The organism is Aquiflexum balticum DSM 16537 (assembly GCF_900176595.1).
Taxonomy (GTDB): domain Bacteria; phylum Bacteroidota; class Bacteroidia; order Cytophagales; family Cyclobacteriaceae; genus Aquiflexum; species Aquiflexum balticum.
Map to the genome: position 1 here is coordinate 5211537 of NZ_LT838813.1, position 18583 is coordinate 5230119.

The 18583-nt window shown below is 38.5% G+C and carries 11 protein-coding genes; 5 read left to right on the forward strand and 6 right to left on the reverse strand.

Annotated features, from left to right (window positions below; genetic code table 11):
* Nucleotides 1–89: 89 nt before the first annotated feature.
* Nucleotides 90–1283 (reverse strand): tetratricopeptide repeat protein, encoded by a 1194-nt coding sequence (locus tag B9A52_RS22060; protein ID WP_157370259.1) that lies wholly within the window; start codon nt 1281–1283, stop codon nt 90–92.
* Nucleotides 1284–1359: 76 nt separating this feature from the next.
* Here B9A52_RS22060 and B9A52_RS22065 point away from each other — a divergent pair, with 76 nt between their 5' ends.
* From B9A52_RS22065 to B9A52_RS22075, 3 genes are all read left to right on the forward strand, one after another.
* Nucleotides 1360–2007, forward strand: coding sequence for a sulfate ABC transporter permease (locus tag B9A52_RS22065; RefSeq protein WP_084122769.1), 648 nt, complete (start codon nt 1360–1362; stop codon nt 2005–2007).
* A 75-nt stretch (nt 2008–2082) separates the two neighbouring features.
* Nucleotides 2083–3954, forward strand: a complete 1872-nt coding sequence (locus B9A52_RS22070) for a CocE/NonD family hydrolase (RefSeq protein ID WP_084123642.1) — start codon at nt 2083–2085, stop codon at nt 3952–3954.
* Between the two features lie 196 nt (nt 3955–4150).
* Nucleotides 4151–6181 (forward strand): M3 family metallopeptidase, encoded by a 2031-nt coding sequence (locus B9A52_RS22075; RefSeq protein WP_084122770.1) that lies wholly within the window; start codon nt 4151–4153, stop codon nt 6179–6181.
* A 161-nt stretch (nt 6182–6342) separates the two neighbouring features.
* On the opposite strand, the gene B9A52_RS22080 is transcribed toward B9A52_RS22075, so the two are convergent.
* Together B9A52_RS22080 and B9A52_RS22085 are read right to left on the reverse strand one after the other, a co-directional pair.
* Nucleotides 6343–7791 (reverse strand): amidohydrolase, encoded by a 1449-nt coding sequence (locus B9A52_RS22080; RefSeq protein ID WP_084122771.1) that lies wholly within the window; start codon nt 7789–7791, stop codon nt 6343–6345.
* A gap of 359 nt (nt 7792–8150) precedes the next feature.
* Nucleotides 8151–9143: a cation diffusion facilitator family transporter gene (locus tag B9A52_RS22085; protein WP_084122772.1), complete on the reverse strand. Its 993-nt coding sequence runs from the start codon at nt 9141–9143 to the stop codon at nt 8151–8153.
* Nucleotides 9144–9298: 155 nt separating this feature from the next.
* Here B9A52_RS22085 and B9A52_RS22090 point away from each other — a divergent pair, with 155 nt between their 5' ends.
* Nucleotides 9299–10378: an AI-2E family transporter gene (locus B9A52_RS22090; protein WP_084122773.1), complete on the forward strand. Its 1080-nt coding sequence runs from the start codon at nt 9299–9301 to the stop codon at nt 10376–10378.
* Complete coding sequence (locus B9A52_RS22095; RefSeq protein WP_084122774.1) at nt 10359–11306, forward strand: tetratricopeptide repeat protein; 948 nt, start codon at nt 10359–10361, stop codon at nt 11304–11306. Before B9A52_RS22090 ends, B9A52_RS22095 begins: the two co-directional genes overlap by 20 nt.
* On the opposite strand, the gene B9A52_RS22100 is transcribed toward B9A52_RS22095, so the two are convergent.
* The 3 genes from B9A52_RS22100 to B9A52_RS22110 all read right to left on the reverse strand — a co-directional run bounded on the left by B9A52_RS22100 (nt 11303) and on the right by B9A52_RS22110 (nt 18539).
* On the reverse strand, nt 11303–14248 hold the full coding sequence (locus B9A52_RS22100) for a PAS domain-containing hybrid sensor histidine kinase/response regulator (RefSeq protein ID WP_084122775.1): 2946 nt from the start codon (nt 14246–14248) through the stop codon (nt 11303–11305). The genes B9A52_RS22095 and B9A52_RS22100 overlap by 4 nt on opposite strands.
* Nucleotides 14249–14827: 579 nt before the next feature.
* Entirely contained in the window at nt 14828–17089 is a 2262-nt protein-coding gene (locus tag B9A52_RS22105) for an aconitate hydratase (protein WP_084122776.1), read from the reverse strand.
* A 127-nt stretch (nt 17090–17216) separates the two neighbouring features.
* Complete coding sequence (locus B9A52_RS22110) at nt 17217–18539, reverse strand: short-chain fatty acid transporter (RefSeq protein ID WP_084122777.1); 1323 nt, start codon at nt 18537–18539, stop codon at nt 17217–17219.
* Nucleotides 18540–18583: the final 44 nt, after the last annotated feature.

An 18583-nucleotide genomic window follows, 5' to 3' on the forward strand; every position in this document is an offset into this window, starting at 1 on the left:
TTGTATTTTTTTCATCGAAAAATTTCATTCTAACTGAAATTTTTCAAATTATCTGCTGAATTCACTAACAGTTTTACGGAAAAATTAATTTAAAGTTTATTCTTTTTGATATAATCTCTTGCTTCCCTGTGAGCAGGGTGTTTTCTTTTGGCATATTTTTTCACTTTGGTAAAATATTCCTTTGCCTGTGCTTTATTATTGTCTTCATTGGCAATTTTCCCAAGGGCAATTAGAGCATATAAATAATATCCACTTTCCTGACTTTCTGATTCCTCTCCATAGGAAAGGGTTTTTAAATAATAATTTTTGGCTTGACTTTTATCATTTACCCTGTCATAATATTGCGCTATATAAAAAGCTGCGTAACGGCCACTATTGGATTCATATCCTGTCCACTTTTCTTCAATCCTTTTCAATATTTCTTCCGAAAGCTCTTTTGACTCTGTGATTCTACCAACAGTGTATAAATGTCTTGCATAAGAACGATGAAAATATGGATTATTCGGAAATTTCTGATGAAGATAATCCGTGATCGCCAAAGCTTTATAGGGTTGCTTTTCCTCAGATGCATATAGCCTAAACAAAAAATATTGTGCTTCAACTCTTGAATAAAAGGCATTTTGAGCTACTTCTTCCAATTGTTTTAAGCCCAATTCCTTGTCCCCTTTGGGAAAAAGCGCTACGACGGGTTTCAATATGGGGTAGTTTTCCGGAATCCAAACCGAGAAGTAATTGAATAAAGCATCTCCAAGTAATAATTCCGGATTAAGTTCTTCCTCTCCCCTACTCAGGTCCAGGTATTTGAGTGCATTTTTTCCTGCAAAAGTTGCCCTTGTCCAGCTTTTTCTTTCGCTGAGTAATCTGCCCTGAAATCCATAAGCTCCCGCTAAAAAGAATGCCGCTTCCTTATTTCCCGGATCTTCATCAATCATTTTCTTTGCTTTATCGATGACCACATCCATCTCATCCATAAAATAATCATCATACCTCTTATTTTCCATGTCGGGGGCAATTTTCCACCATGTACTCAATCCTTTCAAAAAATAGGGGAGCGGATGATCAGGATATTGATATTGTAGCACCCTAAACCCCCTTTCGGCTGATTCAAAATCAAAATTGTACAAAGCGTTCACATATTCGGTTATCCTAAATTGCAGACCTTTGTCCAATAGCAAATATGGAGACTCAGCCACTCCGACTTTGTCCAATGGTTCATCTTGGCCAAACGTGGGAATAGCCCAAAGCAAAAAGGAAAAACTAAATACAATAGTCAGTGTGCGCATTCTTTATTTAAATTTTATTCAAAATTATATGGTATTCCAAACAATCATTTAGATTTGGCAATAATTATTTCAATTCATGGATAATTCCCAAAGCTCAATTTCACAACGTATCCTTGACTCTTTAGATTTCGACAAGAGACTCTTTTTTTTGATCTTGGTGATTTTGTTTTTATCAATCAGGTTTGTCACCAATGATTTGATCCTTCAATCAATCCCTGGATATGAAAAACTGGAAGCAGATGGCAGCTTTTCTATTTTTCATATTTTCAATGCTTTAAATTATATATGGACCCCCTTTGCCTTGTTATGGAAATTTACGCTGATATCTTTTGTAATCTGGACTGGCGCTTTTGCATTTGGCTACAAAACTTCCTATAAAAATCTCTGGCAATTTGTTTTGGTGGCTGAGTTGATCTTTGTTTTTCCTGAATTGATCAAATTGATTTATTTTATCCAACCTTCTGACAGCGTCACTTACTTGGATGTCAAAAATTTCTATCCGCTTTCATTACTTTCTTTTGTAAATCAGGAAAGCATCTCCCCAAAATATATCTATCCACTTCAGGCCTTAAATCTTTTTGAAGTTGTTTATGTTGTTTTTTTGGTTTTAGGATTCCACAGCATTAGCCGCCGAAGCATTAAAGAATCCTTTGTTGTCATCTTATTCAGTTACGTTTTGTTTTTCCTGCTATGGTTACTTTTCTATATCTTGGTATATAAATAAATCCACTCCCAAAAAATCAACTGTTTCAATGAAAGGTATCCCTTATATTTATATGGAATGAAAAAATTGTGTGCTATGAAAAAAATCAAACTGACTCTTTTCCTTATTGCTGCTTTTGTCCTGAGTTTTCAAGTTTATGCCCAGGATGCAGCTTATGTTGAAGCAAATTATGACAAAGCTGAATACCAAATCCCAATGAGAGATGGTATCAAATTGCATACTGTGGTGTATACACCCAAGGATAAAAGTCAAAAACACCCTTTTATGATGCAAAGGACTCCATATAGTTCTGGCCCTTATGGTGAAGGTAAGATGAAAGCAGGTCTGGGACCATCACCGAAAATGATGAAAGAAGGTTACATTTTTGTTTACCAGGATGTAAGAGGAAGGTGGATGTCTGAGGGGCAATATGATAACATGAGACCCACCCTTACTGAAAGGAAAAAAGGCAGTAAAGCAATTGATGAAAGTACCGATACCTTCGATACGATAGAATGGTTATTGAAAAATGTCGGCAACCATAATGGTAAATTCGGGCAGTGGGGTATTTCTTATCCGGGATTTTACGCAGCAGCGGCACTTCCTTTTGCCCATCCGGCATTGAAGGCAGTGTCCCCTCAAGCGCCAATTGGTGATTTTTATTTCGATGATTTTCACCATAATGGGGCATATTTTCTGAGTTATTGGGCAGCTACGGTAGTTTTCGGATATCAACATGATGGACCTACTGACAAGCCTTGGTATTCCATGGTCAACACCGGCACCAAAGATGCTTACCAGTTTTATATGGATATGGGTTCTCTTAAAAATGCAGATAAGTATTACGGAGAGGATAATTTCTTCTGGACCCAATTGAAAGAAAATCCTGATTACAATGAATTTTGGCAAAAAAGAAGCATTATCCCCCATCTGAATGAAGTGAAGCCTGCAGTCATGACTGTAGGAGGCTGGTTTGATGCGGAAGATTTGTATGGTCCGTTGACAATTTACAAGACCATAGAAAAAAACAATCCCAATACTTATAATACCTTGGTAATGGGTCCCTGGTCCCATGGAGATTGGTCAAGGGAAAGTGGTATTCAAACCGTTTCAAATATTTATTTCGGAGATTCCATCTCTACCTGGTATCAGAACAATGTGGAAGCTGAATTTTTTCAACATTTCCTAAAAGGACCTGCGGATGGAAAAACGGGCCTTCCCGAGGCATATATTTTCGATACCGGCAAAAATGAATGGCAAAAATTTGATACCTGGCCACCAAAAGACATAGAAAATAAAATACTTTATCCGCAGGGCAATGGAACTTTGAGTATGGAAGCGCCAAAAGGAAACGAGGTTTCAACCTTTGTTTCAGACCCTTCCAAGCCTGTACCCCACAGCCCTGATATCAAATTTAATTTTACTCCCAGAAAATATATGGCAGATGATCAAAGATTTGCTGCCAGAAGACCGGATGTCTTGGTTTTTGAAACAGATGTCTTGGAAGAGGACATAACATTGGCAGGTGAAATTATGGCCAAATTAATGGTTTCCACCTCGGAAACCGATGCAGACTGGATTGTAAAATTAGTGGATGTTTTTCCTGGAGAAACCCCGGATCATGACTATGTACAACAGGGCACCCACCTCAGCCACTATCATTTGATGGTGAGGTCCGAGGTTATCAGAGGCCGATATAGGGAGAGTTTTTCTGAGCCAAAACCCTTTATTCCAAATCAAAAAACAGAAGTACCCTTACAATTGCAGGACGTGATGCATACTTTCAAAAAAGGTCACAAAATACAGATTCAGATCCAAAGCACCTGGTTTCCTTTAATTGATAGAAATCCCCAGAAATATGTGGAGAACATCTTCAAAGCAGATGACGAAGATTTCATCAAAGCCACCCATAGGGTGTTTCATGATGCTGAATCCCCCACCGCTATCCATGTGCAGGTGTTGAAATAAATGAAGGAGAAAAGGTTAAGGGCAAAAGGATGAAGGTATTCTTCTTACTTTTTGCCTTTAATTTTAGTTTTTAGTCTCTTGGCTCTTGTCTCTTGTTTCTTGCCTCTTGCCTCTTGTTTCTTCTATTTCTCTCTCTTTCCATTAAACTTCTTTAACTTTGCTCCTGTTAATAGGCAAGAAATAAAACCAAGAATATATGAATCCATTATTGGAAAAATTCAATACCCCATTTGAAACAGCCCCTTTTCACCTTATTCAAAATGACCATTACCTTCCTGCCGTTCAGGAGGCAATAAAATTGGCAAAGGAAGAAATTGAAGCTATTAAAAGTTCTCCGCTGCCTGATTTTGACAATACCATTGCAGCATTGGATTTGGCGGGAGAAAAACTCAACATTATTTCGTCTATTTTTTTCAACCTCAACAGCGCGGAAACCAATGATACCATTCAGGCTTTGGCCAGGGAAATCTCTCCCCTACTTACTGCCCATAGCAATGACATTTTGTTGGATGAAGAACTGTTCAACAGGATTCAGCGGGTTTTTGAACAAAGGCATTTAATCAGCCTTACAGAAGAACAAAAAACTTTATTGGACAAGACCTATAAAGCTTTTGTAAGAAATGGGGCCAAGCTCAATGATGCCCAAAAGGTCAGATTGAGGGAAATCGATAAAGAACTCTCCCAGCTAAGTCTGAAATTCGGTGAAAATGTACTTGCTGAAACCAACAAATATGAGTTGGTCGTAGAAAATGAAGAAGACCTTGCAGGACTGCCCGATGCCGTAAAAGAAGCAGCAGCACAGACTGCCGAAGAAAAAGGCAAGCCGGGAAAATGGGTTTTCACTTTGGCATTCCCGAGCTATATCCCCTTTATGACCTATGCCGAAAAGAGGGAGTTAAGAAAAGAGCTATTTATAGCATACAATACCAAATCCTGTAAAGGAGATGAATTGGACAACAAGCAGCACATCAAGGATATGCTGAGGCTAAAGAATGAAAGGGTCAATTTACTGGGCTACGCGCGTTATTCGGATTTCGTTCTGGAAGAAAGAATGGCCAAAAGTGCCCCAAAGGTGATGGAATTTCTTCAAAATTTGTTAGAAAAAGCCAAGCCAAAAGCTATGGAAGAAATGGCTGAACTTACAGCATTTGCCAGGGATCTTGATGGATTGGAAGAATTGGAAAAATGGGATTTCTCTTATTATTCAGAAAAGCTGAAGAAACAAAAATATGAAGTGGACGATGAATTACTTCGCCCATTTTTCAAACTTGAAAATGTAATCCAAGGTGTATTCACTACTGCGGAAAAACTCTTTGGAATCAGATTCATCGAAAATCCTGATATTCCAAAATACAACGTTGAGGTCACCACCTATGAAGTTCAGGACATGAAAGGAAATCATGTAGCTGTATTTTATGCCGACTTCTTTCCCCGCCCAGGTAAAAGAAACGGGGCATGGATGACCAGTTATAGGGGACAGAAAATAATTAAAGGAGTAGACCACAGACCGCATGTCTCCATTGTCTGTAATTTTACCAAACCTACAAAGACAAAACCCTCCTTATTGACATTCAATGAGGTAACTACGCTATTCCATGAATTTGGCCATGCACTTCATGGAATGCTGGCAAATGGAAATTATGAATCACTTTCAGGAACGAGTGTTTACTGGGATTTCGTAGAATTACCTTCCCAGATTTTTGAGAATTGGTGTTATGAAAAAGAATGCCTGGATCTTTTTGCCAGACATTTTGAGTCCGGGGAACCCATTTCTGAAGACCTGATCCGAAAAATCAAAAATGCTGCAAATTTCCACCAAGGTTATCAGACAGTAAGGCAGATCAGTTTCAGTTTGTTGGATATGGCTTATCATGGTTCGGACCCTTCCGGAATTACAGATATTCCTGCCTTTGAGAAAAAGATTATGAGCCCTACCAACCTGCTTCCTGAAGTGGAAGGAACGTTGATGAGCACTTCTTTTTCGCATATTTTCCAAGGGGGATATGCAGCAGGTTATTACAGTTACAAATGGGCAGAGGTCTTGGATGCTGATGCCTTTGAACTCTTTCTGGAAAAAGGCATATTTGATGAGGAAACCGCCGCATCTTTCAAAAAAAACATTTTGTCCGCCGGCGGAAGTGAGCATCCAACTGTTCTTTACAAAAGATTTCGGGGCAGGGAACCCAAGCCTGAAGCCTTATTAAAAAGAGCTGGATTACTTAAGTGAGTTTCTGTAATTCAATGTTTGACTGAATACCGGAAAAAAATAAAAATCCCACAAAGCAGGCCAAGACAAACAAAAAAAGGTGAGATTTATCTTCTTTTTGAAGCTTGGTGCGCTTTATGGGAAAATTCAATTCTATATTTCAGGTCTTTTTACACCGCGGATTATTTTACTTTGTTTTGATCTGCTCTGAAATGTAAAGGTGGAGCCATATCCCCTATCAAAGGCTCGTATTCCAATCCCTCCAATCTTTCGTCAAACTCTTTTTTGGCTTCTTTGATCAATAAAGGATTCAAAATCAAATCTTTACCAGTAAGAGCCATGGTTTTGGCTGCAACCATCATACCTTTATAACCGATAGTCATGCCATCAGCCGCTACAGCCTGCCAAGTATGTGCAGCTGTTCCCGGAACCCAAGTAGCTGTAAATAGTCCAACGGTAGGAACCACATAGGAGACGTCACCGACATCTGTTGATGCAGGAAAGTGTGACAATTGGTAAGGCTGAACTTCCTGTGCTAAAGATAACGGAGGTACTTTTGTGGTATTAAAAGTTGTCTGAATTTCTTTGGCAAATTGAGCTTCTTCTTCATTGTATTCCACACCACCCACTGCGCTCAGGTTTTTGTGCATGGTTTTGGCAAGTGTTTCATTTGGAAGTAAACCGTAAATCCCCGCTACAACTTCTACTTCTACCCGTGTGTCAGTTCCCAAAGCTGCCCCTTCCGCAGCCCTGATCACCCTTTGCCACATATCTTTTACTTCAACGACATCAGGGTGTCTGACCATATATTCTACCACTGCATAGTCAGGGACCACATTGGCAGCTAAACCACCCTGAGTGATCACATAGTGAATTCTGCTACCTTGATCAACATGTTCCCGCATCATATTCACCATCATGTTCATGGCTTCTACAGCATCCAAGGCGGATCGGCCTCGTTCAGGAGAACCTGCAGCATGCGAAGTCTGTCCAAAAAATTTGAAATATCCTTGCATGACTGCTGTACAGGTCAAAGCATCGGCAGAATTTCGGTCATTAGGGTGCCAATTGATAACGGCATCCACATCATCAAAAAGTCCATCTCTAACCATATACACTTTTCCTGCCCCACCCTCTTCGGCCGGAGTGCCGAATATTTTGATGGTCGCCTGAATATTATTTGCATCAATCCATTCCTTTAAGGCAACTCCAGAAGCCACCACAGCAGTACCGAAAAGGTTATGGCCACAGCCATGTCCATTCCCCCCTTCCACCAATATAGATCTGTAAGGAACAGCATCTTGGGAAAGGCCCGGCAGTGCATCGTATTCTGCGAGAAATCCAATTACAGGCCCTCCTTTGTCATAAGTTGCCAAAAAAGAAGTCGGCATTCCGGACAAACCTGTTTCTACTTTGAATCCAGCAGCCTTCAATTCATCTATCAGGGCTTTGGAACTTGTAAATTCCAAGTATCCCAATTCGGGATTTTCCCAAATTTCCCTGGCGACTTTGGAAAATTTTTCCGTATTCTCGTCAAGATTTTTGGTAATAAATGCTTCATGAGAAGTTTCTTGCCCCATTACCTGAAAGCAATAGAAGATGCCTATAAGTCCAAACACTGATTTTTTCATATGATCTTTTTTGGGTAAAGTTTATTATTTTTTCCAGATTAAATTAAGGATTTTTAAATCAAAAAGTACATTTTTTTACGAAAACAAAAAAAGGATACGTTTTAACGCATCCCTTTATTACATTCATAATCCATTTGAAAAGCAGGTGCTGTTTATGAAACAGGCAGGTCTTTTGATTTAATGTCAGATCACAATAAGAACTCCGACAAGAATCAACCATACTACGGAAGTTACCGCTAGCAATATCCGAAATTGTTTATCTTCGTTCATAGCTTTTTTTTTAACGAATATACTAAGTTTTTTGTATTCTGTCAAATTTATGAAATTTTTTTCAAAAAATAATATTCTGTTAAATAAAATTATCCAAGAAGATCGTGATAATGTTTTTGGTTCTTCGACATATTTGAAGCCGTCCACTCGATTTTTGTATCCAAAGGCACCTTTCTTACAGGGCAATCCTGAATCTGACAATAATGGCAACATTTTTCAGGAATGCAAGGATCAGAATGAACAAAAACTTCCATATCACCGGGCCAATCATCTTCCAATACCCTTTCTAGTTCTTCCACTTCATTATGGACCTGTTTAAGGTCCAGATAATACGGTAAGGTCAAATGAAGATCAATATGTCTATCACCCCCATACTGTTGCACCCGCATATTATGAATATCAATCCAGGTTGTTTTCCTATTTTGGTTTATAACCCTTACCGTTGACTCTACAGCTAGCGGATCTGCTTCGTCCATCAGTCCGCCCACAGACCTCCTTACCAGTCCATATCCGGAATAAACAATATAGAATGAAAAAACGATGGCTATAACAGAATCCAAAAATTCATAACCTGTCAAATAGATGACCAATACACCGAAAACCAAGAGAAAGCTAGTCAAAGTATCTGTAATCAGATGCCTGCCGCTTGCTTCAAGCGTTAGGCTGTTCAGTTTTTTTCCTTTGTTAAAAAGAATAAAGCCCAAAACCCCATTTACAGTACCTGCAAAACTTACCAAGAGAACACCTTCGAGCAGTTTTTCCAGTTCCTTTGGAAAAAAAAGGTTGTAAATGGATTGGTAACATATAAATATTCCTGCAAGTATAATTAAAGTACCTTCAACCCCGGCACTGAAAAACTCAATCTTACCATGACCATAAGGGTGGTTATCATCCCTTGGTCTGGAACTCAGAAAAATACTATAGGTGGCAAAACCAGCTGCAACCACATTGACTATACTTTCCAATGCATCGGTGAGAATTGCCGTTGAATTGGTGATGTAAAATGAATAAAATTTTATAATCAATAAAAGAAAACTGACTACAAAAGAAATCCTGATCCAATTCGACTTTTCCCTTTCCACTTATTTATTTTTATACTGCCAAAAATAGAATTAATTTTATAGAAATCATTTGGGTTTTTGTTTATTTAAGGTTTCCTGAAAACAGGTTTTTTAGTTCCCTAAACCAAGAAGCCTAAATAGTAATTTTAATTCAAATCAATTTATACTCCTAAAATATGGGATTTCAAGAAATTAAATTACCTGCCTATCTCAAAGCACTTTTTGTTCTATTACTGATTATTGTGATTATTTTTATTTTAACAATTGGCAGAAGTATTCTTGTCCCACTATTTCTTGCAGGAATAATATCCGTACTTCTAACACCATTTAGCAACTGGCTGGAAAAAAAGAAAATCTCCAGAATATTAAGTACAACCCTCGCGTTGGTTTCAGGTATCTTTTTGATTCTTGGATTATTTACTTTTGTGATTTTTCAGATCGCAAGTTTCACGAAAGATCTTGATAATGTCGGAGAAAAATTAAATACCTATCTCACTGAAATTGACAACTTTTTAAAACAAATTTTGAATATAGAGACAGGAATAGGACAGGGAATCAATCAAAATTATTTGATAGAATTACTCCAATCCAACAGTTCCAATCTGGCTGAATTTCTTTTGGGTACTCTTGGTTCTTTGTCCAGTGTAGTCCTTTTACCGGTATTTATTTTCTTTTTTCTCCTATACAGAGATCATTTGACAGCATTCATTGCGGCATTGTACAGCGGTCATGATAATGAGAAAATCAAACTCGAAATCAGAAATCTGAGAAAAGTCATACAAAACTACATCATTGGTATTTTTAAGGTTATGGCAATATTGGCAGTATTGAATACCATTGCCTTATTTGGACTTGGTATCAAGCATGCCATTTTCTTTGGAGTATTTGCTGCCTTATTAAACATCATTCCTTATTTGGGCCCGTTTTTGGGAGCCATTTTACCTACTGTTTTCGCCTTCCTGACCAAGGACGGGTTATTTTATCCCATAGGCGTTGTGGTTGCATTTCAGATCATTCAACTCATAGAAAGCAATTTTTTAACTCCCAAAATTGTTGGAAGCAATGTCAACCTCAATGCCTTTGCAACTTTTCTTGGTTTATTGGTGGGCGCTTCTATTTGGGGAGTAATTGGAATGATCTTGATTATACCCACTTTGGCTGTGCTCAAAAAAATATTTGAACTCAGTGAATCAACCATGCCATTCGCGATGTTATTAGGGGAAGAGAAAAAAACTGATGCAAAAATTACTGATTAGATTTTACTTTACATTTATTTTAATCCAACCATTATTCCTCATCTTTTCATGCGATAGTCCTGAAACAAAAAAGGGCAGGTATTTATTGAAAGGAAATGAAAAATTAAAGGAGAATGATACCAAAGCCGCCATAGAATTCTATAGTGAAGCGCTTAAAATCGATCCCCAATTCAAAGATGCACTTTATAACCGGGGCATGGTATCCCTTGAGGTAAACAGACTGGAAGACGCGATAAATGATTTCAGCAAAATTTTGGATACAAACCCAAAGGACACCCTCGCCTTGTTCCAAAGGGGGCTTACCTTTTTGGATAACGGTGAATATTATAAAGCACTCGCTGACAGTAAACTACTTATAGCATATTCTTCGGACAGCTGGAGAAGTTATTTTTTGGAGGGTTTGATTCTTGAAAAACTCAAGAAATATGAAGAATCCCTTCTTTCTTTTGAAAAAGCACTGGAATTGTTCCCTGATAACCCCGAAGTGTTGGTAAATCAGGCCACAATTTTTTACTATTTAAAAGATTTCGAAAAAGCCTCATTGGCACTGGATAAAGCTGAAAATCTCAATCCAAAAGAAGCCAATATTTTCAATCTACGGTCTATGATTGCTTTTGATTCGGGAAATTATGAGTCTGCCCTTGATGCCATAAATACAGCAATATCGATTAATCCAAAACAGGCATTCTATTACAATAACAGGGGGCTATACCTTGTCTATCTGGGTCATCCGGACAAAGGATTGGAAGACATCAACTATAGCTTAAAACAAAATTCCAAAAACCTATATGCCCTCAGAAACAAAGGGATTTATCATTATTATAAAAATGAAAAGGAATTGGCACTGAGATATTTGGAAGATGTTTTCGAAAAAGATCCCTCCATGGATTTGACAGAAGAATACTTGGAGAAATCTAAAAATCTTTAGGCAAGAACTTCCTTGATTTTTTTCAAAAGTTCAGCGGCGTCAATAGGCTTGGAAACATATCCTGTAAAGCCACACTCTTCTATTTTCTCCAACAAATCCTGCTTTGCAGCAGCGGAAAGTGCAATAACAGGCACATTTGAAATCGTTTTTATGATTTTTGTTGCCTCAAATCCATCCATGACGGGCATCTGAATATCCATCAATACACAGTCATATTTGCCCTGACTTACCGCATGAACAGCTTCTTGGCCATTATGCACCCTTTCATAGTTAATACCCCATTTTTTGATGATTTTACCTAAAACCAATGCATTGACATCATTGTCCTCGGCCATCAATAATTTAATTTTATTGAATCGGTCATCTGTCAAATCAGCAGGTTTAGATTCCGCAGGGATTGTTTTACTGATTTTTTCAAACTCGATTTCGAAGAAGAAAGTTGAGCCGATACCGACTTCAGACTCGATTTTGATTTGACTGTCCATTTGCTCCAGGAGCTTTTTGGTGATGGAAAGTCCCAGGCCTGTGCCTCCGTATTTTTTACTGAATGAGTGTTGGATTTGGTCAAATTGATCAAATATCCTGTCTTGATGCTCTTTTGCAATCCCAACACCGGTATCTTTCACTTCGAAATATACTTTTGCCTTCCCTGCGTTACTTTCTTTTAATCTAAGTGTAACATCAACTTTACCGTTATTGGTGAATTTCAGTGCATTGGTAATCAAATTATTCAGGACCTGTGCCAATCTGACCTTATCACCCTTCACGTCTATGTTCAATTCTTCCAACATATGGAGAGTCAGCTTGTTTCTGCTATCCTTGGCATGAAATTCCAATCCGTTCATGACTTGGCCGACCACGTTTTTAAGGTTCATCGGATTGTTTTCCAAAGTCAGTTTCCCGGCTTCAATCTTTTGATAATCCAATAAATCATTGATCATGATTATCAGATTATCAACAGCAAAATTAATGGTATTCAAGGCAGATGCCTGAACCTGAGAATGGTCATCCTGCAATAGGGAATATACTGAACCCGAAATAGCATTTAAAGGAGTACGCAATTCATGGCTGATCATGGAGAGGAATTCAGATTTGATCTGACTGGCTCTTTCAGCTTGTTCCCGGGCATTTTTCAGATTATTCTCAAATCTTTTTTGCTCAGAAATATCTGTAAGATATCCATACCAAACCACATCCCCATTCTCCATCAACTCCGGCTTGGCAGCTCCCAAAACCCATTTAAATCCTCCGGTAATGTTTTCAATTACCCGGAATTGGCAGGCCCAAGGCTTCAGTTTTCGCGCCGAAGCAACAGTGGAAGTAAGTACTTGTGCTATATCTTCAGGATGTACTTTATTGATGGCCTGTCCTATATGTTTCATACCACTAAACTCATCTCCTTCAACACCAAGCAAGTCTTTAATTCCTGGACTTAAATAAGAAAAGGTCATTTCCCCTTCTTTATCCAAAACAAACTGATAGAGTGCCCCCGGGACCTGTTCAGTCAGATGCAGTAAAAAATCTGAAGACTCCTTTAAAGAATTCTCCAATACAATTCTATCTGAAATATCTCTCGCAAATGAAATGATATACTTTTTCCCCTGTATTTCGGTAAGGTTACAATTCACTTCAACTTCATATTCACCGCCGATTGCATTTGCCAACCTGCTTTGGTAAATTCTGCTTTTCTTTTCTGTTAGATGAAGTACATGCTCCTGCCAGGTGGATTTTTCTTTAAACTTAGTATCAAAGTCGAATATGTTTGGGGAATAGTTGTCCTTAAATGAGAAATCAAGCTTTTCCTTTGCTTCCTGATTGGTAAAAATAATGTTGCCTTCCAAATCCAATATTAAGATGGTTTCGGGAGAAAGTTCAAACATCTCTTTGAAAAGACTTAATTCATTCAACAGATTGAAACTATCAGAAATATCCTGAAATGTCCCATAAACTTTCACAACCTCGTTTTCTTTCAAAAATGCTTTGCCCAACATTCTCACCCATTTTTCATTCCCTTTTTGGGTTTTTATTTTCAGCTTGAGGTCAAAGCCATTTCCTATGGCCATCAATTCAGTCATCGCTTTTTGGATAACAGGTCTGAATTCAGGCAGAAAAAACAACAAGTTCTGTTCAAGGGTAAAAACAGTGGGTTGGTCTATTTCAAAAATCCGGTACAATTCCTCACTCCAATAGACTTGGTTGCCAGGGAGACTTATATCCCAAACACCCGATTTGGAGATTTTTTCTCCAAGCTTAAAAAGTTCAAATTTCCATTCATGATGGGATTTGGATAGCTGTTCTTCACTTACATCTTTACCAATAATATAAAATTTGCCCTCAATAAAATTTATCTGCCAGTCAATCCAAATATAATTCCCGTTTTTGTGAAGCATTCTTGCAATAAACCGACTGATTTCATTGCCGTTTTTAACCTCCAACCACAATTCCTGGGCCTTAGGTAGATCCTCAGCATGGAAAAACTGGCAAAGCTCGACATTGGTAACCTCGTCTTGGGTATATCCCAATACATTTTCTACTGACTCGCTTACCCACGTTAAAAAATTTTCCTGTCCAATTCCTATAATATCATTCCAATTTTTGAGAAATAACTGGGTTTCTCTTTTTGAAGGCATCCCTTTGGTTTTGATCTCCTTTCCTTTGTAAAAAAGAAAATAATTGGAGCCATTCTCCTGTGGTAACTCAAGGTTGAAAACATATTCTTTCTCTTGGTAGGTTATAATCAATTCTTCGTTGAAAATATAAGAGTTGATATCCAAGCCCAAACCCACCAATGTTTTGTCATCTAAAAACTGGCCCAAACCCTTCTCAAAAGCCACATTTGTATAGAAAATATTATATGGATAGGTATCATCAGCTAAAAAAACCATCTCAGATGATTCATATATGATCTTTTTAAACGTATTGTTGATACCTCTTTCTTTCATAAGAAACAGCAAAATAGTGCTTTAACAAAAGTTATTGAACTTGGGTGATAAGTTTTTAAATAATCTAACGCTGTAAACATACATTAATTTGTTTTTTGCACCAAACAATATGCAATTAAAAATTTAAAAAATGTTTAATTTATTTAATCCCAAATTCAATCAGAAATTAACCCGTTTTAGAACCACTGCCTATTCCTTTGGTAAATTACCCAAAAAAACCAAAATCCCGATCGATATTGAATGAGGCATTTCCCATTATTTTATCCACAAATCGTAGATTTCCTAAACCAATACCCTTTCTGTATTTCCGGGTAATTTTGATTGGCCAAATTCAAAATGCAAGTCTGAATTTACAAAATAATAAACAATATCAGACCTTAGTACCTGTACAAAATTGGAACATTCCAAATCCTAATCGGCTATAGGAAATCCTAATTGGATCTAAAATTGAAATTTTGAATTCAAAATAAATCCATCAAATCTTAACCGAAGTCTTCTGACATACACTTCGATTTCACTTGCATAAAAAAAAAGCTGTGGAATCTTTCCACAGCTCTTACTAAAATTGTTTTTGGAAGCTCAAAGTCCCGCTTTAATTAAATTTAAAGCAGATCCGGCCTTGAACCATTCAATTTGACCGGCATTGTAAGTATGGTTTACTTTAATCTCATCTTTACTTCCATCTTCATGATTCAGGACAACTGTCAACTGTTTACCTGGCGCAAAATCTCTCAAGCCAATGATATCAATGCTGTCATTTTCCTGAATCAGATCATAATCTGAAGAATTGGCAAAAGTCAATGCCAACATCCCCTGCTTCTTCAGATTGGTTTCATGGATTCTGGCAAATGATTTAACCAAGATGGCCCTTACTCCCAGAAATCTGGGTTCCATAGCCGCATGTTCCCTTGAAGAACCCTCGCCATAATTTTCATCTCCTACTACAATGGAACCAACCCCTTGCATCTTATACTGACGCTGTACAGCCGGAACTTCGGCATATTCTCCATTCAATTGGTTTTTCACTTTGTTGGTGGCCTCATTAAAATAGTTTACTGCTCCGATCAACATGTTGTTGGAGATATTATCCAAATGACCACGGAATCTTAACCATGGACCGGCCATGGAAATATGGTCAGTAGTACATTTTCCTTTCGCCTTGATCAACAATTTCAATCCGGTCAAGTCAGTGCCTTCCCAAGGCATGAACGGTTCCAATAATTGAAGTCTTTCCGATTTGACATCTACCTTCACTTCTACCGTAGACCCGTCTTCAGCAGGAGCTTGGTATCCTGCATCTTCCACTGCAAATCCTTTTGGAGGCAATTCCAATCCATTGGGTTCGTCCAACCTCACCTGTACACCTGCTTCATTGGTCAAAGAATCAGTCATTGGGTTGAATGTCAGATCGCCTGCAATTGCCATGGCGGTAACTATTTCCGGGGAAGCTACAAAAGAATGGGTGTTGGGATTACCATCAGCTCTTTTTGCAAAATTTCTGTTGAAAGACGTGATGATGGAGTTTTTTTCCTGCTTTTCAGCGCCATGCCTTGCCCACTGTCCGATACAAGGTCCGCAGGCATTAGCCAATACGACACCTCCCATATTTTCAAATATATTTAAAAACCCATCTCTTTCTACTGTAAACCTTACCTGTTCGGAACCTGGTGTGATGGTATATTCAGACTTTGCTACAAGGTTTTTATCTACTGCTTGCTGCGCCAAAGACGCAGCCCTGGAAATATCTTCATAAGAAGAGTTGGTACAGGAGCCAATCAATCCGACTTCAAGCTTTGCCGGCCAACCGTTTTCTTTTACCGCTGCGGCAAACTTGGAAAGCGGCCAAGCCAAATCCGGAGTGAAGGGTCCATTGATATGGGGTTCAAGTTGAGAAAGGTTGATTTCAATAACCTGATCAAAATATTTTTCAGGATTTGAATACACATCATCGTCTCCTGTTAAGTGGGCTTTGATAGCATTGGCCATATCAGCTATATCACCTCTTTCTGTACCTCTCAGGTAAGCCTCAGATTTCTCATCATAACCAAAGATGGAAGTGGTTGCCCCTATTTCCGCACCCATATTGCAGATAGTTCCTTTACCCGTTGCGGACAGAGATCTTGCACCATCTCCGAAATATTCAACTACGGCACCTGTTCCGCCTTTTACTGTAAGTATACCTGCAACTTTGAGGATTACATCCTTAGCAGAAGTCCAACCGGAAAGTTTACCGGTCAATTTTACTCCAATCAGCTTGGGGAATTTCAATTCCCAGGGAAGACCTGCCATTACATCACAGGCATCAGCACCACCGACACCTATGGCTATCATTCCCAAACCACCTGCATTTGGCGTGTGGGAATCTGTCCCAATCATCATTCCGCCCGGAAACGCATAGTTTTCAAGTACGACCTGATGGATAATTCCAGCACCTGGCTTCCAGAAGCCAATACCATATTTATTTGATACAGAAGAAAGGAAATCATAAACCTCCCTGTTTTTGTCTTTAGCTTTATCCAAATCAGCAACAGCACCTACTTCTGCCTGTATCAAGTGATCGCAATGGACAGTCGATGGAACGGCTACCTGATTGCGGCCAGCCTGCATAAACTGAAGCAGTGCCATCTGGGCTGTGGCATCCTGCATTGCTACCCTATCCGGATTAAATTCAACGTAAGATACTCCCCTTTCAAAAGCTTTTGTAGCTTCACCGTCTGTAAGGTGTGCATACAATATTTTTTCAGTCAACGTAAGAGGCCTACCTACAGCCTTTCTTGCAGCTTCAATCCTTGAAGGGAATTTGGAGTAAACCGCCTTGATCATTCCTATATCAAATGCCATTGGAAAATAAATTTTATAGTTTGGAAAATAATTCTTATCAATGTCCGCAAAGATAAAAAAACGGACCTAAAATAGAAGTAAAAAACCGGCCGCATTATTTTTTATTATTGGAAACAAGAATAAGTGTTCAACATATCAAAATCCATATTCCAAATCCAAATACCAAAAAACCGCTCAGAAAGAAATAAAAGCTATATCGCAGGATATCCTTTGCACTAATTCCGGTAATGGATAACAAGGGCAAAGCCCAAAATGGTTGAAGCATATTGGTCAATTGGTCACCATATGCAAATGAAAGTACCATGCCTGCCGGATCAATTGACATGCTTTTAGCTGCTTCCATCAATATGGGGCCCTGAATGGCCCATTGGCCGCCTCCCGACGGAATAAACAGATTGACAGCCGCAGCACTGAAAAAAGAAAACAAGGGAAAAGTTTCAGCTGATGAATTTGAAACCAAAAATTCCCCTGATAGATCCAAAAATCCCGAATATTTCATCATGCCCAAAATTCCGGCATAAAACGGAAACTGAATCAAAATATCCGTGGCACTGTTCATTCCTTTTCCCAAAGCCTTGAAATAAGCATCTGGATTTCTGAATAAGATCAGTCCAAAACCCAACAAAACAAAATTGACGAAATTGAGATCAAAAAACCCGAGATTGTCAGATCCGGCATAGAAAAAATCAGAAAATGCCAATATCAAGATCAACGCTCCGATAATTATTCCTAAATATCCTTTCCCTGGAAGCACGGCATGATGCTTTTGGGATTTGATATCGGCTAAGGAAGATGCATTGGCTTTGGTATTTGATAAAATATAAATCACTGATATCAGGACAATAACCAAAGCCAGGTTAATCAAGAGATTGGCAGAAGAAAAAATTGTTTCATTGACTGGGATTACTCCTATCAAGTCTTCCAAAAAATGTCCTTTTTCTGCCACTTTGAGTGTAGCAGAACCGGAAAGCCCGCCATGCCAAACCATCATACCCAAATATCCTGAGGCACCTACTAAATGATAATTCAAAGATTTCCCTTTTTGAGCGGCGTTTTCCCCTATCTGCCTTGCCAATACAGCTCCAATAATCAACCCAAAACCCCAATTCAAATACCCTGCACAAATCGTTACAATTGCTGTAATCATTACCGATTTAAGGTTACTGTCGGCAAGGTCGACAAGTTTCTTGATGCCTTTGCTAACTTGTCTGGAAACAGCAAGTGCATACCCAAAAACCAATATCAGAATCATCTGCATGGTAAATTCCATCAAATCCCAAAAACCCTTTTGCCAAAATTTCAATACCTCAAATCCATAGACAGGAATATTTTCATGATCAGGCTTGGTGAGGAAGACCACAGCAATATACACCATGGCACTGAGCAACAATGCAATTTTAAAGGTGGATGGAAACCAATCTTTGGATTTCGGTTTTTGATCTAATTTCACTAATAAAGTTTTAGGATTTTAATTTAATCTTATCATTTTAGAAT